This window comes from Stenotrophomonas sp. YJH_SMC_101-4 (assembly GCF_059370395.1).
The window spans coordinates 77,188-101,512 of record NZ_JCAFTP010000001.1 but is presented as its reverse complement, the minus strand read 5'-3'; the positions used below and the strand labels follow the sequence as shown (position 1 = coordinate 101,512).

Here is a 24,325-nt window from a genome sequence, read left to right as displayed (position 1 = left end):
CCGCTCAGCCGCGGATCCGGGCGTGGTGTTCACGCTCGATGGCAGTGACCGCCTCGGCCACCACCGCATCCACGTCGCGGTCCGTCAGAGTGCGCGACTTGTCCTGCAAAATCAAGCCCATAGCGAGACTCTTGAATCCCGGCTCGACGCCCTGGCCGACATAGCGGTCGAACAGGTTCAGGTCGCGCAGCAGCGGGCCGGCGGCCTGGCGGACGGTCGCCGCCAGATCGGCCCAGGCCACCTGTTCAGGCACCAGGAACGCCAGGTCGCGACGCACCGCTGGGAAGCGCGACAGCTCGCCGGCACGCGGCAGGCGGCGGGCGGTCAGCGGTTCCAGATCCAGTTCGAAGGCGTAGACGTCGGATTCGATGTCCATCGCCTTGACCAGGCGCGGATGGACCTGGCCGATCCAGCCCATCGCCACGCCATCGCGGAACACCTCGGCCGAGCGCGCCGGGTGGCCGTAAGGACGGGCCGACGGGCGGAACTCCAGCTGCGCGCCACTGGCAGCGGCCAGCGATTCCAGGTCGCCCTTCAGATCGTGGAAGTCGACCTTGCGGGTCGGCAGGCCCCACTGCACCGCCTGCGCATCACCGCAGACCGCAGCGGCCACGCGCGGGGTTTCCAGCGGCGCCGGCTGGCCATCTCCGGCCTGCTGGGTGAACACCCGGCCGAGCTCGAACAGGCGCACGCGACCCAACTGGCGCGCGGCATTGCGGCCCAGCGTGGCGACCAGGCCCGGCAGCAGCGACGGGCGCATCACCGCCAGTTCGGCCGACAGTGGGTTGGCCAGCGGTACCAGGCCATCGCGCAGCTGCCACTGGGTCAGCAGCGCGTCGTCGACGAAGGCAAAGTTGACGGTTTCCTGCTGGTCGCGGGCGATCAGCTGGCGACGAACGCTCAGCGCGTCCAGCTGGGTCTCGCTCGGCATCGCCACGCGCGAGGCACCGCCCGGCAGCGTGGTCGGGATCTGCTCGTAACCGTGGATGCGGGCCAGTTCTTCGATCAGGTCTTCTTCGATGGCGATGTCGAAGCGACGGCTCGGCGCGGCGACCTGCCAGCCCTCGGCCGTCGCAGCCACGTCCATGCCCAGCGCGCGCAGGATGCGCTCGACTTCGGCGTCGTCGATGGTGATGCCCAGCACGCGGCTGATGCGAGCACGGCGCAGTACGATCGTCGCCGGCTGCGGCAGGTCATCGGCACGCACGGCCTCGGTGACCGGCGCCGGGGTACCGCCGGCGAGGTCCAGCACCAGGCGGGTGGCGTATTCGATGGCGGTGCGCGGCAATGCCGGGTCGACGCCACGCTCGAAGCGGTGGCCGGCATCGGTGTGCAGGCCGAGCTTGCGGCCACGGCCCATGATCGCGGCCGGCGCGAAGTGCGCAGCTTCCAGGAACACGGCGGTGGTCGCGTCGGTGACGCGGGTATCGAAGCCGCCCATCAGGCCGGCCAGACCGACCGCACGGTCAGCATCGGCAACCACCAGGAAGCTGTCGTCCAGTGCGGCATCGCGGCCGTCCAGCAGCTTCAGGCTCTCGCCCGCGCGCGAACGGCGCACGGCAATGCTGCCCTGCAGGGTACCGAGGTCGTAGGCATGCATCGGCTGGCCCAGCTCCAGCATCACGTACTGGGTGATGTCGACCAGCAGCGAGACCGGACGCACACCGCTGCGGCGCAGGCGCTCAGCCATCCACAGCGGGGTCTTGGCAGCGGCGTTGACGCCTTCGATGACGCGGCCCAGGTAACGCGGTGCTTCGGCGCCGGCGTCGAGCTGGATCGACAGTTCGCGGCTGCCGACCGGCGCAATGGCGTCGGCCGCGAAGTCCAGCACTTCACTGCGGGTGGCGGCGGCGACGTCGTAGGCGATGCCGCGCAGGCTGAAGCAGTCGGCACGGTTCGGGGTCAGCTTGATCTCGATGCTGGCGTCCGGCAGCCCCAGATACTCGACCAGGGACTGGCCGACCGGTGCGTCGTTCGGCAGTTCCAGCAGGCCGGAGGCATCGTTGTCCAGGCCCAGCTCCTTGGCCGAGCACAGCATGCCGTTGGACTCGACGCCGCGCAGCTTGGCCGGCTTGATCTTCAGCTCGCCGATCTGCGCGCCGACCATCGCCAGAGGCGCGACCAGGCCCGGGCGCGCGTTCGGCGCGCCGCACACGATCTGCAGCAGCTCGCCCTGCCCGGCATCGACCTTGCACACCTGCAGGCGATCGGCTTCGGGATGGCGCACCGCTTCGACGATGCGCGCCACGACCACGTGCTCGAGGCCTTCGCCAAGCGCGGCCACCTCTTCCACTTCCAGGCCGATGGCGGTCAGCACCGCGCTGAGCTCATCGCGCGAGGCGGAGGTCGGGACGTGGCTGCGCAGCCAGTTTTCGGAGAATTTCATGGTGTCACCCTGGTGGGCCCGGCGCATGCGCCTGGGCCTGCGAATTTAGGAGCAGCCGAGCATGGCTCGGCTCTACATGGTTGCGACTTACGCGAACTGTTTCAGGAATCGCACGTCGTTCTCGAAGAACGCGCGCAGGTCGTTGACGCCGTAGCGCAGCATCGCGAAACGCTCCACGCCCATGCCGAAGGCAAAGCCGGTGTAGCGCTCCGGATCGATGCCGACATTGCGCAGCACGTTCGGATGGACCATGCCGCAGCCGAGCACTTCCAGCCAGCGGGTGCTGCCATCGGGCTGCTGCCAGGCGATGTCCACTTCCGCACCCGGTTCAACGAACGGGAAGTAGCTGGGACGGAAACGCATCTCGAAGTCGCGCTCGAAGAACGCGCGCACGAACTCGGCCAGCGTGCCCTTCAGGTCGGCGAAGGTCGAATGCTCGTCCACCAGCAGGCCTTCGACCTGGTGGAACATCGGCGAGTGGGTCTGGTCGCTGTCGCTGCGGTACACCTTGCCGGCGGCGATCATGCGCAGCGGCGGCGCGTGGTCGCCCATGTAGCGCACCTGCACACCGGAGGTATGCGTGCGCAGCAGGCGTCCGTCGCCGAAGTAGAAGGTGTCGTGCATGGCGCGCGCCGGGTGGTGCGGCGGGAAGTTCAGCGCCTCGAAGTTGTGCCAGTCGTCCTCGATCTCCGGCCCTTCCGACAGCTCGTAGCCCAGCCGGCCGAAGATGCCGGTGATGCGCTCCAGGGTGCGGGTGATCGGGTGCAGGCCGGCGCGGTCGCCGTTGCGACCCGGCAGGGTGATGTCGATGGCTTCGGCGGCCAGGCGCGCATCCAGTGCCGCGTCTTCCAGCAGTGCCTTGCGCTCACCCAGCGCGCGGGTCAGCGCATCGCGGGCCTGGTTGATCGCTTCACCGGCGGCCTTGCGCTCGTCGGCCGGCAGCGCGCCGAGCTGCTTGAGCTGCGAAGTGATGCTGCCACTCTTGCCAAGCAGGGCCACGCGCAGCTGTTCCAGCACGTCGGGGCTCTGTGCGGCGGCCACATCGGCCAGCGCCTGGGTGGTGAGGGATTGGATGTCGCTCATGGGGGGCCGGAACTCCAGTCGATCTGCCATCGCGATGCGCGAAGGGCCGACCCCTGTCGCCACCGCCGTCCCCGCGCTGCCATCGTGGCCTCGCCGGGACCCAAAAAAGAATGGGGAAGGACTTGCGCCCTTCCCCATGCATTGCCTTGACCTGACACCGTTCCGAGTGAACGGTTACGGCATCGGGAAGGACTTATGCCGCCAGCGCGCCCTTGGCCTTTTCGGCCAGCGCAGCAAAACCGGCTGCGTCGTGCACGGCGATGTCAGCCAGGACCTTGCGATCCAGGGTGATGCCGGCCTTCAGCAGACCGTTCATGAAGCGGCTGTAGCTCAGGCCGTTGATGCGGGCAGCCGCATTGATACGGGTGATCCACAGCGAACGGAAGTTGCGCTTCTTCTGCTTACGGCCGATGTAGGCGTACTGCTGAGCCTTGATGACCGCCTGCTTGGCGACGCGGAAGACCTTGCGACGGGCGTTGTAATAGCCCTTGGCGAGATCCAGAATCTTCTTGTGGCGGCGACGCGCCTGTACGCCACGCTTAACTCGTGCCATTTTTCAGTTCCTCAGAGGTAAGGGAGCATGCGGTCCAGACGGCCTGCGTCTTCTGCACGGACATGGCCCGTCTGACGCAGATTACGCTTACGCTTGGTCGCTTTCTTCGTGAGGATGTGGCTACGGTTGGCGTGGCCGCACTTGTACTTGCCCGAGGCGGTCTTGCGGAAACGCTTGGCCGCTGCCCGGTTGGTCTTGATCTTGGGCATTGCAATGTCCTTGATGGGATATGACCCTGGTTTCTGACTGATCTGGCGGCGGCCTGGGCCGCTCTTTCCGTCCTGCCATGATCGGCGTACGACCCGTCCTGGGTGGGTCGAGCCGGGCATGATACAGGCAAAACCGCCCTGCCACCAGCCCCTGCAACCCTTTCACGGCAATTCACCGGCATGCCGCAAAAGCGAAGGGGCGCCGATGGCGCCCCTTCACCCTGAACCGTTCAGCCAGGCGCCCCGGAGGGCGGCCCGTCAGGCCTCAGGTCTTCTTCTTCGGCGCGATCATCATGACCATCTGACGCCCTTCCAGGCGCGGACGGGATTCAATGACGATGTCCTCGCCCAGATCGGTCTCGATCCGGTTGGCCATTTCGCGGCCCAGTTCCTGGTGGCTCATTTCACGGCCACGGAAGCGGATGTTGACCTTGATCTTGTCACCATCCTCAAGGAACCCGCGCATCTTGCGCAGCTTGATCTGGTAGTCGCCCTCGTCCGTGACCGGACGGAACTTCACTTCCTTGATCTCGACCTGCTTGGTCTTCTTCTTGGCCTCGCTGGCCTTCTTCTGCGCTTCGAACTTGAACTTGCCGAAGTCCATGATCTTGCAGACCGGCGGATCGGCCTGCGGCTGGATTTCGACCAGGTCCAGGCCTTCATCTTCGGCCATGGACAGCGCTTCGTCGCGCGACAACACGCCGATCATTTCTCCGTCACTGCCGATCACGCGGACGCGCGGCACACGGATTTCCTGATTCTTGCGGTTCTGTTTGTTGTCAGGGGTGCTGATATTACGTTCTCCCAAGGGTATCGAACCGGTCCGGGTGCCTGTGCGCCCGGACCGGACCTTTGCTTACGCGCCCTCGGCGTGGAGCCGCTCGATGAAGGCCTGCAGGCTCATGCTGCCCAGATCTTCGCCAGAACGCGTACGCACCGCCACAGCCCCATTTTCCTTCTCGCGGTCACCAATGACCAGCAGGTAGGGCACGCGCTGCAACGTATGCTCGCGGATTTTATAGCCGATCTTCTCGTTACGCAAATCCGAGCTGACGCGGAAGCCTTGCTCCGCAAGGGTTTTGGTCACGCCCGAGACGTAGTCGGCCTGGGCGTCGGTGATGTTGGCCACCACCACCTGGGTCGGGGCCAGCCAGGCCGGGAACTGGCCGGCATGGTGCTCGATCAGGATGCCCAGGAAGCGCTCCATCGAGCCGACGATGGCCCGGTGCAGCATGACCGGGTGCCTCTTCTGGCTGTTCTCGTCCACGTACTCGGCGCCCAGGCGGCCCGGCATCATGAAGTCGACCTGCATGGTGCCCAGCTGCCAGGTACGGCCGATGGCGTCCTTCAGGTGGTACTCGATCTTCGGGCCATAGAAGGCACCCTCGCCCGGCAGCTCCTGCCATTCCACGCCACAGGCGGTCAGCGCCGAGCGCAGCGCGCCCTCCGCTTTGTCCCAGGTCGCATCGTCACCCAGGCGCGATTCCGGGCGCAGGGCGATCTTGATCTGGATGTCGTCGAAGCCGAAGTGCTGGTAGACCGCCAGCGCCTGCTGATGGAAGGCCGTCACTTCCGACTCGATCTGGTTTTCCGTGCAGAACACGTGGCCGTCGTCCTGGGTGAAGCCACGCACGCGCAGGATGCCGTGCAGCGCGCCGGACGGCTCGTTGCGGTGGCAGGAACCGAACTCACCGTAGCGGATCGGCAGGTCGCGGTAACTGTGCAGGCCCTGGTTGAACACCTGGATGTGGCCCGGGCAGTTCATCGGCTTGACCGCGTAGGTGCGCTTCTCCGATTCGGTGAAGAACATGTTGTCCTGGTAGTTGTCCCAGTGGCCGGACTTCTTCCACAGGCTCACGTCCAGGATCTGCGGGCAGCGCACTTCGCCGTAGCCGCTGTTGCGGTAGACCTTGCGCATGTACTGCTCGACCACCTGCCACAGCGCCCAGCCCTTCGGGTGCCAGAACACCAGGCCCGGCGCTTCTTCCTGCAGGTGGAACAGGTCCTGCTGCTTGCCGATGCGGCGGTGGTCGCGCATCTCGGCTTCCTCGATGCGCTTGATGTACGCCTCAAGCTGCTTCTTGTCCGCCCAGGCGGTGCCGTAGATGCGCTGCAGCTGTTCGTTCTGCGCGTCGCCACGCCAGTAGGCGCCGGAGATGCGGGTCAGCTTGAAGGCCTTCAGGAAGCGCGTGTTCGGCACGTGCGGGCCACGGCACATGTCCACGTATTCCTGATGGTAGTACATGCCCATCGCCTGGATGTCGTCGGACATGTCCTCGATCAGGCGCAGCTTGTAGTCCTCACCACGGGCCTTGAAGATCTCGATCACTTCGGCGCGCGGCGTCATCTTCTTGATGACGTCGTAGTCCTGGGCGATCAGTTCACCCATGCGCTTCTCGATCGCGGCCATGTCGTCCGGGGTGAACGGGCGCTCGGAGTAGATGTCGTAGTAGAAGCCTTCGGCGATCACCGGGCCGATCACCATCTTCACATCCGGGTACAGCTGCTTGACGGCGTGGCCGACCAGGTGGGCGCAGGAGTGGCGGATGATCTCCACGCCCTCCTCGTCCTTGGCGGTGATGATGCGCAGGCTGGCATCGTGGTCGATGACGTCGCTGGCATCGACCAGCACGCCATCCACGGCACCGGCGATGGTGGCCTTGGCCAGGCCGGCACCGATCGACTGGGCGACGTCCATGACGCTGACGGGGTTTTCAAACTCGCGGCGGCTGCCGTCGGGAAGGGTAATGTTGATCATCGCAGTGGCTTCGTGCGGGGCCCGCTGGGCGGGCTGGAAAGCGCTCCCGGGGCGGCGCCCGGGCAATAAAAAAGCGCCACGAGGGCGCCAGGGACACAGGGCCTTCGGGGGCAGGTCAACAGTGGGCGGTGGTAGTGCTCATGTCGCACGCTCGGCCGGCGCTGGGCGCGGGCCACCTTGTTCCAGTCAGGGAGTGTGATGATCTTAAACCAGCGCACCGGAAAGCCCAAGGGCTACCGTACGGTACGCTGAATGGCCCTCGCTGGCGGCGTGAAAACGCAATGATTACCATGTCCGCGCAGCCCGCCCCGTGCCAGCCTGCCCGCTTCCCCCCAGGACCTCGTGATGCGCCACCCGCTCCGACCGGCTCCCGCCGGCCCCGCCCGTGCCCCGCGTTCGCTGGCCCGCTGCCACGGCGGCCGCCCGCAATGATCACCGTCGGCCTTTCCACCCTGGGCTTCTGCAGCCTGGGCATGCTGGCGGCGATGTTCTCCGCGCTGGCCTTCTATGCTGCCTCGCCGCACTGCCGCTGGCCGCGCCTGCGCCGGGCCGGCCGCCTGGGCCGCCAGATCGGCCTGGTCGCGGCCGCCGCCGCGCTGTGGCTGTGGATGGCCGAGCTCGGCTTTGCCGCCGGCCTGGTGGCCATGCTGTGCACCTGGATGCTGGCGGCGATGCTGCTGCCGGCACTGGCCGCCTGGCATCGCCCGGGCACGGAGTCGCCCTGATGTGGCCGCGCGCCTTCGCCGGCATCGTCGCCGGCTTCTTCCTGGCCGCGGCCGCGACCGGCCTGCTGGCATGGCTGCCGCCCGGCCCCTGGCAGCGGGCGCTGGTGCCGACCCTGATCGCTTTCATCCCGCTGTGGATGCTGGCCGCCCTGTGGGCGTTCAGTTTCCGCAGCGCGCTGCGTGCCTGGCTCGTGCTGGGCGGCAGCGCCGCCGCCGGCTTCGCCGTGCTCGGGCTGCTGCGCCTGACCGGCGCGGTGCAATGAGACCTCTCCCATGAAGTTCAGTTCGCAGACGCTGCGCACGTTCACCACCCTGCACACCTGGGTCGGCCTGGTCGCCGGGTTCGGCCTGTTCGTGGCCTTCTACGCCGGTGCGCTGACCCTGTTCCATCACGACCTGCCGCTGTGGCAGACCCCGGGCGCGGCCACCGCACTGCCAGCCGGGCTGGACGATGCGCAGTACCTGCTGGAAGACGTACTGGCGACACACCCGGAAGCCCGCCGCCACGTCGGCATGACCTTCCCCGGCGCCGACCACCCGCAGCCACTTGCGTACTGGCAGGCCGATGATGGCAGCTGGCGCTATGCCTGGCCGGGGCAGATTGGCGGCAGCCCGACGCCGCCGCAGACCGGGCTGGCCGAGCTGGTCAACGAGCTGCACTACAGCCTGGGCCTGCCCGTGGCCGGCATCTACGTGATGGGCATTGTCAGCCTGCTGTACGGCATGGCGCTGCTCAGCGGCCTGGTGATCCATCTGCCGAAGCTGCTCGGCGACCTGTTCGCGCTGCGTCCGGGGCGCAACCTGAAACAGCTGTGGCAGGACGCGCACAACGTGATCGGCGTACTGAGCCTGCCCTTCCACCTGATGTTCGCGGTGACCGGCGCCCTGCTCTGCCTGGTGTTCGTGCAGATGGCCCTGCTCAACCCCCTGATCTTCGACGGCAAGGCCCTGCAGGCCGTGCCAACAGCGATGGACACCGCACCGGTGCGTGAAGCGACCGGCATCCCCTCGCCGCCGGGCAGCCTGCGCGTGCTGCAGGCGCGGGCGCTGGAGGTGGCGCGCGCACAGGGCGTGACCAGCTTCGAGCCGGCCTACCTGAAGCTGGCCAACGCGGGCGACACCAACGCCACCATCGAGATCACCGGCGAATCCACCGGCACCCTCGGCCCGCTCGGCGCCGTGGCGCTGGATGTCGCCACCGGCCAGGTACTGGCCACCCAGCTGCCAGGCCAGCGCGACGCCAACCACGCCACGCTCAGCGCCGCCTATGCGCTGCACTTCGGCGAGTTCGGCAACGGCGTGGTGGTCTGGCTGTACTTCCTGCTCGGCCTGGGCGGTGCGTTCCTGTTCTACTCGGGCAACCTGCTGTGGATCGAGTCGCGGCGCAAGCGTCGCCAGCCGCAGCAACCGCGCGCCGGAGTGAACATGGCACGGGCCACGGTCGGCGTGTGCATCGGCCTGTGCGTGGCGATCTCGGTCGCGTTCCTCACCGCGCTGGTGCTGGAACGGCTGGCGCCGGCGGCGGTCGACCACGGCATCCGCTGGGCCTGCTTCGGCAGCTGGGCGGCCTGTGCGCTGTGGGCCGCGCTGCGCCGCCCGGCACAGGCCGCACGCGAGCTGCTGTGGGCGGCGGCAATCAGTACCGCGCTGGTGCCGATCCTGCACGGCGCACTCAATGGTGACTGGCTGTGGCGTGCGGCCGCGCGTGGCCACTGGCCGCTGTTCTGGGTCGATGCCATCGCGCTGGCCATGGCCTTCGGCTTCGCCCGCCTGGCAGTGGCCAGTCAACGCCGCGCCCGCAACGGCGATCCGAACAGCGTCTGGGCCAACTGAGCCTTCGCCGGGCATGGCCCGGCGCTACCGGAGCAGGTGCGCTGGGTCCAGGTAGCGGCTGACTTCGATCAGGTTGCCATCCGGGTCGCGGAAGTACACCGATTCGATTGGACCCAGTGCGCCGGTGCGGGCCACCGGCCCCTCCTCCACCGCGACGGCCTGCGCCTGCAGGTGTGCCAGCACATCGATTGCCGCCGTATGCGTGACCAGGCACAGGTCGGCGCTGCCCGGCGTGGGTCGTAACGCATGCGGCTGCAGCGGGGCACTGGCCGGATGCAGATTGATCTTCTGCTGGCCGAACTGCAGCGCGGTACGTCCCGCGCCGAAGCGCACGACCTGCATGCCGAGCACGCGCTGGTAGAAATCACAGCTGCGGTCGATGTCGGCGACGGTGAGGACCAGATGGTCCAGGCGTTCGAGATGGATCATGCCCGCAGCGTAACGCTGCGGGCGTGGACATGCTGTGCGGGGTTGGGCCGATGGCGTTGCGGCATTGCGCCGGGCATCGCCTGATGCAGCTCAATCGCCGATGCGCGCCTTCTGCCAGGGGCCCAGCATGGCGTTGAGCAGGCTGGCCTGCTCGTCGTCGCCGGTCAGCTCCCACATGAATACACCGGCCAGGCCCTGCTCGCGGGCGAACTGCGCACGCAGCCCGATCGAGCGCGGGTCTTCATAGCTGATGAAGACCTTCTGTTCGGCGTTGTACAGCCACGGGCTCTGCGCCTGCGGCTGCCAGTGCTTCGTCCAGCCCGGCTGGTCGAGATAGCGCGCCTTGATCACCCGCCAGTCGCCTGCATCGGCCGGTGCGCTGTAGGGCTGGTACAACCCATCCGGGGCATCACCTGTAACCTTGAAGCCGCGCCCGTAGAACGGCACGCCCAGCACCAGCTTGTGGGCCGGTACGCCGTGGTCGCGGTAAAACTGCACGGCACCGGCCACGTTGTTCCAACGGCGCAGCTCCGGCGCCAGTGGATCGGCCGCCACCTCAAGCAGCGGTGCGTTGAAGGTCGACACCGCCGAGAAGCCGGTGCCCATGTCGTAGCTCATCAGGTTGATGAAATCGAACACCTTGGCCAGCGCCTGCAGGTCGTAGCTCGCCGCCGGATCGTAGGGGCCATCCGTCTGCAGGCGACCGGCGGCCAGCGCGGCGGTCAGCAGCATCGGCTGCCCCGCCTTGCGACCGCGCGCATCAAGTGCCACGCGGAACGCCTGCGCGAGCCGGGTCAGGTTGGCGCGATCCTGCGGGCGGTGCGCCAGTTCCTTCGGCCCACCACTGACCGGGAATTCCCAGTCGATGTCCACACCATCGAAGCTGCCTGCATGACGCTCGAAGAACAGCGTCATGCATGAGTCGACCAGGCGCTTGCGGCTGGTATCGGTCAGTGCCGCATCGGAGAACCCGCCTGCGCCCCAGCCGCCGATCGAAATCAGCGTGCGCAGGTGCGGATGCGCCTTCTTGAGTTCGGCCAGTGCGGCGAAATGCTTCGGCGCTTCCGCACCGATCGTGCAGCGCCCGTCCTCGATGGTCGAGAACGCGTAGAACAGGTGGGTCAGGCGCTCGGCCGGAATGCTCGACACCGGATAGCGCTCGGCGGAACCACCGGGGTAGTAGGCACCGAAGATCGGCGGCTGTGCGGGCGCAGCGTGCGCGGCAATGGGCAGGGCGCCGGCAATCAGTACGGCAAGGACGGCCACAGTCTGGCGGAACATGGAATCTCCCGGTTCGAAGGCGCCGCCACGTTAGCAAACCGATGGGGCTGTGGGACCGATGTCGTGGCATGTCGTCCGATGGACAGGCGCGATCCGTGCAACGGTGACAGAACAATGGCTGCGTAGCGCCTCTCATGCACCGCAGCAGGACATGCGGCGACCTGGGTGAGCGGTTGTTCGCAACTTCGAGGCAAAGAAAAAGCGGGCCGAAGCCCGCTTTTTCATTTCAGCGATTCCAGGAGCGTGTCAACCAAGCAAGGTTGACACCCACCGCCGATTATTCGGCGCTGACGGCGTCGCCTTCTTCCACGGCCTTCATCGACAGGCGGATACGGCCCTGCTTGTCGACTTCCAGCACCTTGACCTTGACCACATCGCCTTCCTTCAGCACGTCGCCGACCTTCTCGACGCGATCGCTGGAGATCTGCGACACGTGGACCAGACCGTCCTTGCCCGGCAGGATCGTGACGAACGCACCGAAGTCCATGATCTTGGCGACCTTGCCTTCGTAGATGCGGCCCGGCTCGACGTCCGAGGTGATCTGCTCGATGCGGGCCTTGGCGGCCTGGGCAGCGATGGCGTTGACCGATGCGATGACGATGGTGCCGTCGTCCTGGATGTCGATCTGGGTGCCGGTTTCCTTGGTGATGGCCTGGATGGTCGAACCACCCTTGCCGATCACTTCGCGGATCTTGTCCGGGTGGATCTTGATGGTCAACAGGCGCGGCGCGTAGTCCGACAGCTCTTCACGCGGAGCGGTCAGGCCGTGGGCCATTTCGCCCAGGATGTGCAGACGGCCAGCCTTGGCCTGCTGCAGGGCCTGCTTCATGATCTCTTCGGTGATGCCTTCGATCTTGATGTCCATCTGCAGGGCGGAGATGCCCTCAGCGGTACCGGCCACCTTGAAGTCCATGTCGCCCAGGTGATCTTCGTCACCCAGGATGTCGGACAGGACGACGAAGCGCTCGCCTTCCTTGACCAGACCCATGGCGATACCGGCAACCGGTGCCTTCACCGGCACGCCGGCGTCCATCAGGGCCAGCGAGGAACCGCAGACCGAGGCCATCGACGAGGAACCGTTCGACTCGGTGATTTCCGAGACGACGCGGATGGTGTACGGGAAGGCTTCCAGCGACGGCATGACAGCCAGCACGCCGCGCTTGGCCAGGCGACCGTGGCCGATTTCGCGGCGCTTCGGGCCCATCATACGGCCGCACTCACCCACCGAGAACGGAGGGAAGTTGTAGTGGAACAGGAAGTTTTCCTTGTACTCACCGGCAACGGCGTCGATGACCTGGCCGTCACGGGCGGTGCCCAGGGTGATGGTCACAATGGCCTGGGTTTCGCCGCGGGTGAACAGCGAGGAACCGTGGGTACGCGGCAGCACGCCGGTCTTCACGGCGATCGGGCGGACGGTGTCCAGCGCACGGCCGTCGATGCGGATCTTGGTGTCCAGCACCGAGTCACGCATGGTGCGGTATTCCAGCTCGCCGAATTCCTTCGACAGCTCGGCCGGGTTCCAGCCTTCAGCGGCCACGCGGCCAGCCAGGGTTTCGACCACGTCCTTCTTGATCGCCGAGATGGCGTCGCGGCGCTGCAGCTTGTCGCGCACCTGGAAGGCTTCGCCCAGGCGCGGGCCGATGGCTTCCTTCAGGGCGGAGATCAGCGCGTCGTTCTTGGCCGGGGCTTCCCAGGTCGACGGCTTGGTGCCGGCTTCGACGGTCAGCTCGTTGATCGCGTTGATGACCTTCTGCATCTCGCGGTGACCGAAGGTCACGGCGCCCAGCATCACTTCTTCGGACAGCAGCGCAGCTTCGGATTCAACCATCAGCACGGCGTTGGAGGTGCCGGCGACGACCAGTTCCAGCTGCGAGTCAGCCAGTTCGCTGACGGTCGGGTTCAGGATGTACTCGCCGTTCTTGTAACCGACCTTGGCAGCGCCGATCGGACCCATGAACGGGGTGCCGGCCAGGGCCAGGGCAGCCGAGGCGCCGATCAGGGCCGGGATGTCGCCGTCCACGTCCGGGTTCAGCGACATGACCGTGGCGATGATCTGCACTTCGTTCTTGTAGTCTTCGGGGAACAGCGGGCGGATCGGACGGTCGATCAGACGCGAGATCAGGGTTTCCTTCTCGGTCGCACGGCCTTCACGCTTGAAGAAACCACCCGGGATACGGCCGCCGGCGTAGAACTTTTCCTGATAATCGACGGTCAGCGGGAAGAAGTCCTGGCCTTCGCGCGCGCTCTTGGCGGCGACGGCGGTGACCAGCAGTACGGTGTCGTCCATCTTGACGATGACGGCACCGCTGGCCTGACGGGCGACTTCGCCGGTCTCGAGCGTGACGGTGTGCTTGCCGTACTGGAAGGTTTTGGTGATTTTTGCCACGGAGGGTGTCCTTGGGGATGCTGTCTGCGAATTTGGACCGTCGGCGACCCTTGCCGCCAGCGGGTGGCCGGATCGTTCCGGCCTGAATCGGGGATTGCGGTGCTACAAAACAAAACCGCGGCGCATCGCTGCGCCGCGGGGGATTCGTTGCTTAGCGACGCAGGCCAAGCTTTTCGATCAGGGCCTTGTAACGCTCGACGTCCTTCTTCTTCAGGTAGTCGAGCAGGCTGCGACGGCGGTTGACCATCTGCAGCAGGCCGCGGCGGCTGTGGTGGTCCTTCTTGTGGGTCTTGAAGTGGCCGGTCAGCAGTTCGATGCGGGCGGTCAGCAGTGCAACCTGGACTTCCGGGGAGCCGGTGTCAGCCGAGCTGCGCTTGTTGTCTTCAATGACCTTCTGGGTGTCGATCGACATTTCTTTTTTCTCTGTGATGCGTGGCCGGCAGGAACGCGCTTCGCGCACCGCCAGGCTCGCCGTGGACTACGAGGATGAAACCCGCGCGAGGCAGGCTGCCGGAAAACGGCCGCGAAATTGTAACGGTCGGGGGCTTCCGGGACAAGGACCGGGGCTGAACCGCCCGGGCCCGGTCAGAGGTTGAAACGACGCTGCGGAGCCAGCAGGCCACTGTCATCGACCTGGCCCAACCCCTGGACAGCATCGTCCGGACCGAACACGGACACCAGACCACGGGGCCACGACAGATCGCGCTGGCGCTGGCCGACGCAGAAGCGATGGGCCTGGTCGGCATCGAGGTCGACCCGCGGGTATTCAGCCAGGCCGGCCGCCAGCGGCAGCAACAGCGCGTCCATGCCCGCCTCGTCACCCGCCTCGACCATCGCCCGCAGCTGATCCAGGGTGACCATCGCCGGTTCACGGAACGGCTCGACCCAGAGCCGGCGCAGCGCGCTGATATGCGCGCCACAGCCCAGCGCCTCGCCCAGATCGCGGGCCAGGCTGCGGATATAGGTGCCCGAGCCGCAGGTCACACGCAGCCGCAACCGCTCCGGCCGCTGCTCGAGCACCTCGATGGCGTGCACCTGCACCTCGCGCTCCGGCGCTTCAATGACGTCACCGCGGCGGGCCTTCACATACAGCGGCTCCCCGCCCTGCTTCAGCGCCGAATAGATCGGGGCGCGCTGGCGGATGCTGCCGGTCAGCGGCGCCAGCGCCGCCTGCAAGGTCTCGGCACTGATCGAAGGCACCGGGCGCTGCAGCAGCACCTGGCCTTCGGCATCGTCGGTGTCGGTGGTCTGGCCCAGCATGATCTCGGCGTCGTAGGCCTTGGCCGAGCCGAGCAGCAGGCCGGCAATCTTGGTCGCCTCGCCGAAGCACAGCGGCAACAGGCCGGTGGCCAGCGGGTCGAGACTGCCGGTATGGCCGCCCTTTTCGGCACGGAACAGGCGACGAGCCACCTGCAGGGCGGCGTTGGAACTCATGCCGGTCGACTTGTCGAGCAGCAGGATGCCATCCAGGCGGCGGAACTGAATTCGGGTCATGACAGGATTGTGTAGAGCCGAGCCATGCTCGGCTGCCGCAGCGCGGCCGGCACAGGCATCGCGTTGCCGGAATGAAAAGACGCCGGGCATGGGCCCGGCGCTGGCTTATTCTTCGTCGCTCTCGCGACGCTTCTCCGCGGCCAGCGTATCGGGCAGGTCGCGCAGGATGTTGTCGATGTGCTCACCACGGTCGACCGAGTCGTCATAGTGGAAATGCAGCTCCGGCACGTGGCGCAACTTCATCGCACGGGCCAGGTCCATGCGCAGGCGGTAGCCCAGCTCCTTCAGGCCGGCCACGGCTTCGGCCGAACGCTCCGGCATCAGCGCGGTGACGAACACCTTGGCATGAGCCATGTCGCGGGTGATTTCCACGTCGGACACGCTCACCGAGGGCAACCCATGCTCGCGCACGGCGTTGTGCACCAGGGTGCCGAGTTCACGGCGCAGCTGGGCGGAGACACGGTCGGTTCGATGGAAAGTCTTGGGCACGCGGTCGGGCTCTCGATTTGAATGTGACCCGACCAAGGTCGGGTCCTACCAGGAGGAGCGGCCCGACCAAGGTCGGGCCCCACCAGGGGGTGGACCGGCCCGTGAGGGCCGGTCCTGTACAGCATTACAGGGTGCGCGGCACTTCGATACGCTCGAAGCACTCGATCTGGTCACCCGGCTTGACGTCGTTGTAGGCCTTCACCGCGATACCGCATTCGGTACCGTTGCGGACTTCCTCGACGTTTTCCTTGAAGCGGCGCAGCGATTCCAGTTCGCCTTCGAAGATCACCACGCTGTCGCGCAGCACGCGGATCGGCTTGTTGCGCTTGACCACGCCCTCGATGACCATCGAGCCGGCAACGGCGCCCAGCTTGGAGCTGCGGAACACGTCGCGGACCTCGGCGATACCGATGATCTCTTCGCGGATCTCCACGCCCAGCAGACCGGAGGCCACCTGCTTCACCTGATCGATCACGTCATAGATGATCGAGAAGTAGCGCAGGTCCACGCCGTTGGATTCGATGATGCGACGGGCCGAAGCATCCGCACGCACGTTGAAGCCGATGACGGTAGCCTTCGAAGCGGCCGCCGAGTTGGCGTCCGATTCGGTGATGCCGCCCACGCCGGAGTGGATCACGTTGATGCGGATGTCTTCGTTGGACAGCGCGACCAATGCCTGGCTGAGGGCCTGCACCGAACCCTGCACGTCGGCCTTGATGACCAGGTTGAGGACCTGCTGGCCCTCGCCCTTGCCCAGGGTCGCCATGATGTCTTCCATGCGGCTGCCCGCGGTGGCCACCAGGCGCGATTCACGGCGCTTGGTCTCACGCTGCTGGGCAACGTCCTTGGCCAGGCGCTCGTCCTCGACGACCACGAAGTCGTCACCGGCTTCCGGCACGCCGGACAGGCCCAGGACCTGCACCGGGATGGACGGGCCGGCGAACTCCGGCTGCTTGCCGGTTTCGTCGAACAGCGCACGCACGCGGCCGTACTGGATGCCGCACACCAGGTAGTCGCCCTTCTTCAGGCGGCCCTGCTGCACCAGCACGGTCGCGACCGGGCCACGGCCCTTGTCCAGCGACGATTCGATCACCACGCCCGCGGCGCGGCCTTCGTCGACCGCCTTCAGTTCCAGCAGTTCGGCCTGGATCGAGATGGCGTCCAGCAGGTCGTCGATGCCCAGGCCGGTCTTGGCCGAGATCTCCACCATCTGGGTGTCACCACCGAAGTCTTCGGCCACGACCTGCTCGGACAGCAGTTCGTTCTTGACCCGCATCGGGTCGGCGTCGGACTTGTCGATCTTGTTGATCGCCACGATCAGCGGCACACCCGCCGAACGGGCGTGCTGGATCGCTTCCTTGGTCTGCGGCATGACGCCGTCATCGGCGGCCACGACCAGCACCACGATGTCGGTCAGCTTGGCGCCGCGGGCACGCATCGAGGTGAAGGCAGCATGGCCCGGGGTATCCAGGAAGCTGATCACGCCCTTCGGCGTATCCACGTGGTAGGCACCGATGTGCTGGGTGATGCCGCCGGCTTCGCCGGTGGCGACCTTGGTACGGCGGATGTAATCCAGCAGCGAGGTCTTGCCGTGGTCGACGTGGCCCATGATGGTGACCACCGGCGGACGCTGGGTGGCTTCGCCCTGGTTTTCACCGGTCGAGGCCAGCAGTGCGTCTTCGGCGTCGTTGTCATTGGCACGGATCGCCTTGTGGCCGAGCTCTTCGGTCACCAGCGCAGCGGTGTCATGGTCGATGGACTGGGTGATGGTGGCCATCACGCCCATCTTGAACAGCGCCTTGACCACCTCGCCGCCCTTCAGCGCGAGCTTCTGCGCCAGGTCGGCCACGGTGATCGTGTCGCCGATCGCCACTTCACGCACCACCGGCGCGGTCGGACGCTCAAAGGCGTGCGGACCGGCGTTGTTGCCACCGCGCGACATGTCGCGACGGCCACCCGCCTGGTTGCGCCCGCCCGGACGACCACGGGTGTTGCTGTTGTTGCTGTTGCCACGACGCGCGCGGTCGGCAGCCGACAGGTGCATCTGGCCGGCGAAACGATCGCCCGGGCCACGCTCGTTGCGCGGCGCGCTGCGGTTGTTGCGGTCGTCGTTGCGCGGCGGCGGCGGCGCACTGCGCGGCGCAGCCGGAGCGGCGGCCGGCGTGCGTGGCGGCCGCGGCGCGGTTTCATCGATCGGAGCGCGCTTGGGCTTGGTGGCGGCCAGTGCCTCGGCAGCCTTGGCGGCAGCCGCAGCCTCTTCGGCAGCCTTCTTCTCGGCCTCTGCGCGTTCCTTGGCCGCAATCTCTTCCTCACGGGCGCGGACGATGGCTTCGTCGCGCAGACGATCCTTCTCGGCCAAGGCCTGCTGTTCGGCGAGGTTGCGGGCACGCGACTCTTCCAGCTTGCGCAGGATGTCGGCGCGCTCTTCGTCCGGCGTCATGGCGCGCGCACCATCCTTGACGTAGGTGCGCTTCTGGCGCACCTCGACATTCACGGTCGTCTTGCTGCGACCGGAATTGACCGTCACTTCCTGCTGCTTCCGGCGGTTGAGCGTGATCTTCTTTGCAGACTGATCGGTCTCTTCCGGGGCCTGCTCGGGCTTGCCGTGCGAACGACGAAGGAAGCCCAGGAGCTTAACCTTCTCGGAGCTGGTCACGACCTGGTCGGGACCGCTGAACTTCATGCCGGCACCGGCCAGCTGTTCCAGCAGTTTTTCGACCGGCGTGTTGACCAGTTCGGCAAGCTTGCGGATGGTGGTTTGCTGCGACATTCGGATCCTATGATCTTGTGGGCGCCCCCCCGCATCTGGAGGTGGCGCGGATTCTACGCCCTGAGCGGCTCAGGGCCCTGTTCATTGCCGGCTCATTCGCCGCGTTCCAGTCGGGCGATCTCTTCGGCACGGGCGGCCAGGATCAGCGCAGCGGCGCGCGCCTGATCCAGTCCTTCGATACCGAAGTCCATGACCTCGTCGGCGGCCAGGTCGGACAGGTCCTCGCTGGTACGCACGCCGTGGCCGGCCAGCGCATATGCGGTGGCTTCGTCCATGCCCTTCAGGGACAGCAGGTCCTGCGCCGGCTGGCCGTCTTCAAGGCCTTCTTCGACTGCCAGGGCCTCATTGAGCAGCGCATCGCGGGCACGAGCGCGCAGCTCTTCGACGATGTCTTCGTCGAAACCTTCCACGGCCAGCAGTTCGCCGACCGGGACATAAGCGATTTCCTCGACGGTACCGAAGCCTTCGCTGACCAGGATGCCGGCGATCTCTTCGTCAACTTCCAGCTTGTCCATGAACAGCTGGCGGGCCGACGCCTGCTCGGCTTCCGACTTGGCGGTGACCTGGTCCTGGGTCATCACGTTGAGCTGCCAGCCGGTCAGGCGGCTGGCCAGGCGCACGTTCTGCCCGCCCTTGCCGATCGCCTGGGCCAGGCGGTCTTCAGCGACAGCCAGGTCCATCGAGTGCTTGTCTTCATCAACGATGATCGACTGCACTTCGGCCGGCGCCATCGCGTTGATGACGAAGTTGGCCGGGTTGTCGTTCCACAGCACGATGTCCACGCGCTCGCCATTGAGCTCGTTGGACACGGCCTGCACGCGCGAACCGCGCATGCCGATGCAGGCACCGATCGGATCGGTGCGCTGGTCGTGGGCCAGCACGGCGATCTTGGCGCGGTCGCCCGGATCGCGGGCACAGGCCTTGATTTCCACCAGGCCCTGGCCGACTTCCGGCACTTCCAGCTTGAACAGCTCGATCATGAATTCCGGGGCGGCACGGCTGATGAACAGCTGCGGGCCACGCGGTTCCGAACGGACTTCGGCCAGGTAGCCGCGCACGCGGTCGCCGGCGCGCAGCACGTCGCGCGGAATGCCCTTGTCCTTCGGGATGAAGCCTTCGGCGTTGCCACCGAGGTCGACGTAGATGTTGCCGCGCTCGGCGCGCTTGACCACACCGGTGATCAGCTCACCCACGCGATCCTTCCATGCATCCACGACCTGCTGGCGCTCGGCTTCGCGCACGCGCTGGACGATGACCTGCTTGGCGGCCTGGGCAGCGATGCGGCCGAAATCCGGGTTCTCGATCTGCTCTTCGATGTAGTCGCCGACGTCCACGCCTTCGGCCTCATCGACCGCGTCCATCAGGCGGATCTGGCGATCCGGCGATTCCATGACCACGTCATCGGCCACCACTTCCCAGCGGCGGTAGGTTTCGTAGCTGCCATCCTTGTGGTCGATGACCACGCGGGTCAGCACTTCCTCGTCGGGATAGCGCTTCTTCGCTGCCGAGGCCAGGGCGGCCTCGATGGCATCGAAGATCACTTCACGCGGCACGCCCTTCTCGTTGGCGACTGCGTCGACTACCAGCAACAGTTCCTTGCTCATTGGCTCACTCCGCGCGCGGCTTCTTTGCCGCCGGCTCGTTGGAAGAAGAATTCGTGTTCGGCTTCGGACGCTTCGGTGCCGGACCGGTCGGCTTGCTCGGGGCCAGCCCCAGCGCCACCCAGTCGGGCATGATCCGTGCCTTGTCGATGTTGTCGGCCGACACCACCACTTCGGTCTTGTCGACGATGAAGGTGATGGTGCCAGCGGCCTCGTCGGTCGCCTCGATACGGCCCTGCAGGCGACGACGGTTGTCCTGCGGCAGCTTCAGCGTGACCTTGGCCGATTCACCCTGGTGGCGGGCGAACTGCTCCAGGTTGAACAGCGGGCGATCCACGCCCGGCGAGGACACTTCCAGCGTGTAATTGCCGCTGATCGGGTCTTCGACGTCCAGCTGCGCCGACACTTCGCGGCTGACCCGCTCGCAGTCGTCGACATTGATGATGCGCTCGGGCTGTTCAGCCAGCGGCACGTCGATGTAAAGGCGCAGGGTCGCACCGCCGGGGGCCGGCAGATACTCAACGCCCAGCAGCTCCAGGCCCAGCGACACGACGGTCGGGGCGAGCAGATTCGCGATGTCGGTTGCCTTGTCGCTCACAGCCTGCCTTGATCTCTTGGTTGGGTGCCGGCCTTGGCCGGCGTGAAAACATGACGCCCCGGAAACGACAAAGGGCCCGCTGGGCCCCTTTTTCCGGAAAGACTCCGGTGACTGGATTCCGGTTGCAACCCGCATTGCCTGCCGGTTGCGGCCCTCCTTCCGGGTCTGGACTCCCGCTGGGGAGGCCACCTTCAGGGGTGTTGCTAGGTCGCTGATGATAGCGGCTGCACCGCGCTGGTGCAAGGTGCGAGGCCTGGGGTCAGATCCCATTTCCGCAGGATAAAGGGATCTGACCCCAATCGGACGGAAACGACGCAAACTGCAAAGAAAAACGCCTTCGAAGCAGGACTTCGAAGGCGATCTCTTTACTTGGTAGCGGGGGCAGGATTTGAACCTGCGACCTTCGGGTTATGAGCCCGACGAGCTGCCAGACTGCTCCACCCCGCATCAGAAGCGGAATTATGAGTGATGGCTTCAAAACATGCAAGCTTTCCCTCATTCATCAAACCGGTTGGCGCCGATCTGAAGTTGGTAGCGGGGGCAGGATTTGAACCTGCGACCTTCGGGTTATGAGCCCGACGAGCTGCCAGACTGCTCCACCCCGCACCGGAAGTGTTTGAACTGCTGCCCTGCTCTTTCGAGGAGGACTCCCGCAACGATGTTCTGGCTGAACCGCTGCAGTGACAACTCAGGCTGCGCATATTACACGAATCGCGCAGCTTTGTGTCAACTTTTATGCAAGATGCGCAAATGCCTGCTGGCACCAGACCATGATCGGGTTCCAGGCCAGGCCCAGAGCCAGCAGCGCCAGGGCGTTCACGCCCAGCACCAGGCCCAGCACGCGATCGTTGCTGCGCGGCATGGCCTCACCCACCGGCTCATCGAAGTACATGACCTTGATGACACGCAGGTAGTAGAAGCAGCCGACCACCGCGCACAGCACGCCCAGGATCGCCAGCCACAGCAGGCCACCGTTCACGGCAGCGCCGAGCACGGCCAGCTTGGTCCAGAAGCCCAGGAACGGCGGGATGCCGGCCAGCGACGCCATGATGCACAGCACGAGGCCGGCCATCCACGGGTTGCGGGCATTGAGGCCCTTGAAGTCCTCGATGTTCTCGGCTTCAAAGCCGGCGCGCGACAGGGCGATGATCGCACCGAAGGCGGCGGTGGACATGATGGCGTAGGCCAGTGCGTAGAACAGCGCTGCGGCATAGCCCTGGGCGCCACCACCGGCGATGCCCATCAGCAGGAAGCCGATATGCGACACGGTGGAGAAGGCCAGCATGCGCTTGAGGTTGCTCTGCGCGATGGCCATCAGGTTGCCGATGACCAGCGACACGGCGGCCAGGCCGGCAATCAGCATCTGCAGTTCGGTCGACAGCGGGCCCACGCCCATTTCCAGCAGGCGGTAGGCCATGCCGAAGGCGGCCAGCTTCGGCGCCGAGCTGATGAACAGCGCGATCGGCGCCGGGGCACCCTGGTAAACGTCCGGCAGCCACATGTGGAACGGCGCGGCACCCAGCTTGAAGGCGACGCCGGCGATCATGAACACCGCACCGGTGATCAGCAGCACGCGCTCTTCCGAGTGCGGGATGGCATCGCGGATGACGTCCAGGTGCAGGCTGCCGGTGGCGCCGTAGATCAGCGACATGCCGTACAGCAGCAGGCCGGAGGCCAGCGAGCCGAGCACGATGTACTTCATCGCCGCTTCCGAGGCCAGGCCGTTCTCGCGGTTGCTGGCGACCAGGGCGTAGGAGCACAGCGCCAGCAGTTCCAGGCCCAGGTAGACCATCAGCAGGCTGCCGGCGGACACCAGGATCATCATGCCGGCGGTGCCGAACAGGATCAGAACCGGGATTTCACCCTGGAACAGGTCACGGTCACGCAGGTAGCGCCAGCCGTAGATCAGGGTCAGGCCGCTGAGCAGCACGATCCCGGTCTTCATCACGTCCGCGGCGGTGTCGCGCACGAACATGCCATGGAAGACTTCCCCCTGCCCGCCCACGCCGGTGGCCAGCATGAACAGCACCACGGCCAGCGCGGCGACTGCGAACAGTTGGGTGACGATCTTGTTCCGGTTGCTGACGAACAGGTCGAGGATCATCAGGGCGAAGGCGCTGCCGATCAGCACCAGCTCGGGAGCGAGCGGAGGCAGGTCGGCGGCGGTCAATGGCAGCAGCGGCGAGGTGGTCATCATCAAATCCTGGAATTACAGCAGCTTGCTGGATGCGATCTGCATCGCCAGCTTCGCGATCGAGGGCTCCATCAGGTCGGTCAGCGGCTTGGGGTAGATGCCCAGGGCCAGCACGCCGATGGCGAACACGCCCAGCACCAGCCATTCGCGGCCGTTGATGTCCTTCAGTTCGGCCACGTGGCTGTTGGCCACTTCGCCGAAGAAGATGCGCTTGTACAGCCACAGGGTGTAGGCGGCGCCGATGATCAGGGTGGTGGCCGCGCCCAGTGCGATCCACGGATTACGCTGGAAGGCCGACAGGATGACCATGAACTCGCCAACGAAACCGCTGGTGCCCGGCAGGCCCGCATTGGCCATGAAGAACAGCATGGCGAAGGTGGCGAACCACGGCATCACGTTGACCACGCCGCCGTAATCGGCGATGCGGCGGCTGTGCATGCGGTCGTACAGCACGCCGACGCAGGAGAACATCGCACCGGACACGAAGCCGTGCGAGATCATCTGCACCATGGCGCCCTGCAGGCCCAGGCGGGCGGCATCGGCGTTGCCGGCCTCACGCACCAGCCACAGGGCGATGAAGGTGCCCAGGGTGACGAAGCCCATGTGCGCGATCGACGAATAGGCGATCAGCTTCTTCATGTCGTCCTGCACCAGGGCGACCAGGCCGACGTAGATCACCGCGATCAGCGACAGCGCGATCACCAGCCAGGCCCATTCCTGCGACGCGTCCGGGACGATCGGCAGGTTGAAGCGCAGGAAGCCGTAGCCACCGATCTTCAGCGCGATGGCGGCCAGGATCACCGAACCGGCGGTCGGCGCTTCCACGTGGGCGTCCGGCAGCCAGGTGTGGACCGGGAACATCGGCACCTTGACCGCGAAGGCGATCAGGAAGGCGAAGAAGATCCAGGTCTGTTCCTTGGCCGACAGCGGCAGCGCGTACAGGTCGGCCAGCTGGAAGCTGCCGCCCTTCATGTACAGGTAGATCAGCGCCACCAGCATCAGCACCGAGCCGAGGAAGGTGTACAGGAAGAACTTCAGCGCGGCGTAGATGCGGCGCGGACCACCCCAGACACCGATGATCAGGAACATCGGGATCAGCATCGCCTCGAAGAACACGTAGAACAGCATCGCGTCCGTGGCCGAGAAGATACCGACGGTGACGCCTTCCAGGATCAGGAAGGCCGCCACATACTGGTTCACGCGCTTGTCGATGGCGCTCCAGGCGCCGATCAGGGCAAGCACGCTGACCAGGGTGGTCAGCAGGATCAGCGCCACGGCAATGCCGTCCACGCCCAGGTTGTAGCCGATCTTGTACGCCGGGATCCAGGCATGGGTCTCGACGAACTGCAGACCGTCGATGCCCGCGTTGTAGCCGCTCAGCAGCGAGAGGCTTGCAACGAAGGTGAGTACCGCGACGCCCAGCGACGCCCAGCGGGCGGTCTGTGCATCACGGATCGCAAGGATCAGGGCGCCACCGATGATCGGCAGCCAGATGAGGACACTGAGTAGAGGCCAGTTCGACACGTCTTCTTATTC

20 protein-coding genes and 2 tRNA genes are annotated in these 24,325 nt (G+C 66.1%); 3 read left to right on the top strand and 19 right to left on the bottom strand.

From position 1 onward, the window contains the following. Nucleotides 1–4: 4 nt before the first annotated feature. The 6 genes from pheT to thrS form a co-directional block, all read right to left on the bottom strand. Complete coding sequence (pheT, locus tag AC5P8D_RS00450; protein ID WP_495202988.1) at nt 5–2,386, bottom strand: phenylalanine--tRNA ligase subunit beta; 2,382 nt, start codon at nt 2,384–2,386, stop codon at nt 5–7. 87 nt (nt 2,387–2,473) lie between these two features. After that, nucleotides 2,474–3,469 carry a phenylalanine--tRNA ligase subunit alpha gene (locus AC5P8D_RS00445; protein WP_005417865.1) on the bottom strand — a complete coding sequence of 332 codons (996 nt, stop codon included), beginning with the start codon at nt 3,467–3,469 and terminating at the stop codon, nt 2,474–2,476. Nucleotides 3,470–3,662: 193 nt separating this feature from the next. Next, nucleotides 3,663–4,022 carry a 50S ribosomal protein L20 gene (rplT, locus tag AC5P8D_RS00440; protein WP_005410435.1) on the bottom strand — a complete coding sequence of 120 codons (360 nt, stop codon included), beginning with the start codon at nt 4,020–4,022 and terminating at the stop codon, nt 3,663–3,665. A gap of 11 nt (nt 4,023–4,033) precedes the next feature. Continuing rightward, nucleotides 4,034–4,231: a 50S ribosomal protein L35 gene (gene rpmI, locus AC5P8D_RS00435; RefSeq protein WP_005410436.1), complete on the bottom strand. Its 198-nt coding sequence runs from the start codon at nt 4,229–4,231 to the stop codon at nt 4,034–4,036. A 265-nt stretch (nt 4,232–4,496) separates the two neighbouring features. Next, the gene (gene infC, locus AC5P8D_RS00430) at nt 4,497–5,039 is read right to left on the bottom strand and encodes a translation initiation factor IF-3 (RefSeq protein WP_005410437.1); all 543 of its coding nucleotides are present in this window, start codon (nt 5,037–5,039) and stop codon (nt 4,497–4,499) included. Nucleotides 5,040–5,087: 48 nt separating this feature from the next. Next, nucleotides 5,088–6,989, bottom strand: coding sequence for a threonine--tRNA ligase (thrS, locus tag AC5P8D_RS00425; RefSeq protein WP_043401929.1), 1,902 nt, complete (start codon nt 6,987–6,989; stop codon nt 5,088–5,090). Nucleotides 6,990–7,417: 428 nt separating this feature from the next. Here thrS and AC5P8D_RS00420 point away from each other — a divergent pair, with 428 nt between their 5' ends. The 3 genes from AC5P8D_RS00420 to AC5P8D_RS00410 are packed head-to-tail and all read left to right on the top strand — an operon-like array spanning nt 7,418 to nt 9,547. Beyond that, nucleotides 7,418–7,714: a hypothetical protein gene (locus AC5P8D_RS00420; protein WP_005410439.1), complete on the top strand. Its 297-nt coding sequence runs from the start codon at nt 7,418–7,420 to the stop codon at nt 7,712–7,714. Continuing rightward, nucleotides 7,714–7,977 carry a hypothetical protein gene (locus AC5P8D_RS00415; RefSeq protein WP_043401932.1) on the top strand — a complete coding sequence of 88 codons (264 nt, stop codon included), beginning with the start codon at nt 7,714–7,716 and terminating at the stop codon, nt 7,975–7,977. The genes AC5P8D_RS00420 and AC5P8D_RS00415 overlap by 1 nt, the downstream gene beginning before the upstream one ends. Nucleotides 7,978–7,987: 10 nt before the next feature. Then, complete coding sequence (locus tag AC5P8D_RS00410) at nt 7,988–9,547, top strand: PepSY-associated TM helix domain-containing protein (RefSeq protein ID WP_019336890.1); 1,560 nt, start codon at nt 7,988–7,990, stop codon at nt 9,545–9,547. Nucleotides 9,548–9,571: 24 nt separating this feature from the next. Here the strand turns inward: AC5P8D_RS00410 and AC5P8D_RS00405 are convergent, their stop codons facing one another. From AC5P8D_RS00405 to AC5P8D_RS00345, 13 genes are all read right to left on the bottom strand, one after another. Further along, nucleotides 9,572–9,976, bottom strand: coding sequence for a VOC family protein (locus AC5P8D_RS00405; protein WP_100446314.1), 405 nt, complete (start codon nt 9,974–9,976; stop codon nt 9,572–9,574). Between the two features lie 90 nt (nt 9,977–10,066). Then, on the bottom strand, nt 10,067–11,257 hold the full coding sequence (locus tag AC5P8D_RS00400; RefSeq protein ID WP_495202987.1) for a glycoside hydrolase family 18 protein: 1,191 nt from the start codon (nt 11,255–11,257) through the stop codon (nt 10,067–10,069). A 277-nt stretch (nt 11,258–11,534) separates the two neighbouring features. After that, nucleotides 11,535–13,643, bottom strand: a complete 2,109-nt coding sequence (gene pnp / locus AC5P8D_RS00395) for a polyribonucleotide nucleotidyltransferase (RefSeq protein WP_329833071.1) — start codon at nt 13,641–13,643, stop codon at nt 11,535–11,537. Between the two features lie 151 nt (nt 13,644–13,794). Next, on the bottom strand, nt 13,795–14,055 hold the full coding sequence (rpsO, locus tag AC5P8D_RS00390; protein ID WP_005410445.1) for a 30S ribosomal protein S15: 261 nt from the start codon (nt 14,053–14,055) through the stop codon (nt 13,795–13,797). Between the two features lie 173 nt (nt 14,056–14,228). Continuing rightward, nucleotides 14,229–15,137 carry a tRNA pseudouridine(55) synthase TruB gene (gene truB, locus AC5P8D_RS00385; RefSeq protein WP_414614818.1) on the bottom strand — a complete coding sequence of 303 codons (909 nt, stop codon included), beginning with the start codon at nt 15,135–15,137 and terminating at the stop codon, nt 14,229–14,231. Between the two features lie 105 nt (nt 15,138–15,242). Then, complete coding sequence (gene rbfA, locus AC5P8D_RS00380) at nt 15,243–15,626, bottom strand: 30S ribosome-binding factor RbfA (protein ID WP_005410447.1); 384 nt, start codon at nt 15,624–15,626, stop codon at nt 15,243–15,245. A gap of 124 nt (nt 15,627–15,750) precedes the next feature. Next, complete coding sequence (gene infB, locus AC5P8D_RS00375; protein ID WP_495202986.1) at nt 15,751–18,396, bottom strand: translation initiation factor IF-2; 2,646 nt, start codon at nt 18,394–18,396, stop codon at nt 15,751–15,753. A 92-nt stretch (nt 18,397–18,488) separates the two neighbouring features. Further along, on the bottom strand, nt 18,489–20,000 hold the full coding sequence (nusA, locus tag AC5P8D_RS00370) for a transcription termination factor NusA (protein WP_006458580.1): 1,512 nt from the start codon (nt 19,998–20,000) through the stop codon (nt 18,489–18,491). A gap of 4 nt (nt 20,001–20,004) precedes the next feature. Continuing rightward, entirely contained in the window at nt 20,005–20,595 is a 591-nt protein-coding gene (gene rimP / locus AC5P8D_RS00365; RefSeq protein ID WP_005410450.1) for a ribosome maturation factor RimP, read from the bottom strand. A gap of 370 nt (nt 20,596–20,965) precedes the next feature. Next, nucleotides 20,966–21,042 (bottom strand) — tRNA-Met (locus tag AC5P8D_RS00360). 82 nt (nt 21,043–21,124) lie between these two features. Continuing rightward, nucleotides 21,125–21,201: transfer RNA gene (locus AC5P8D_RS00355), tRNA-Met, on the bottom strand. 127 nt (nt 21,202–21,328) lie between these two features. Continuing rightward, complete coding sequence (gene nuoN, locus AC5P8D_RS00350; protein ID WP_414614941.1) at nt 21,329–22,789, bottom strand: NADH-quinone oxidoreductase subunit NuoN; 1,461 nt, start codon at nt 22,787–22,789, stop codon at nt 21,329–21,331. 15 nt (nt 22,790–22,804) lie between these two features. Then, nucleotides 22,805–24,313 carry an NADH-quinone oxidoreductase subunit M gene (locus AC5P8D_RS00345; RefSeq protein ID WP_049437087.1) on the bottom strand — a complete coding sequence of 503 codons (1,509 nt, stop codon included), beginning with the start codon at nt 24,311–24,313 and terminating at the stop codon, nt 22,805–22,807. Between the last annotated feature and the right edge of the window lie 12 nt (nt 24,314–24,325).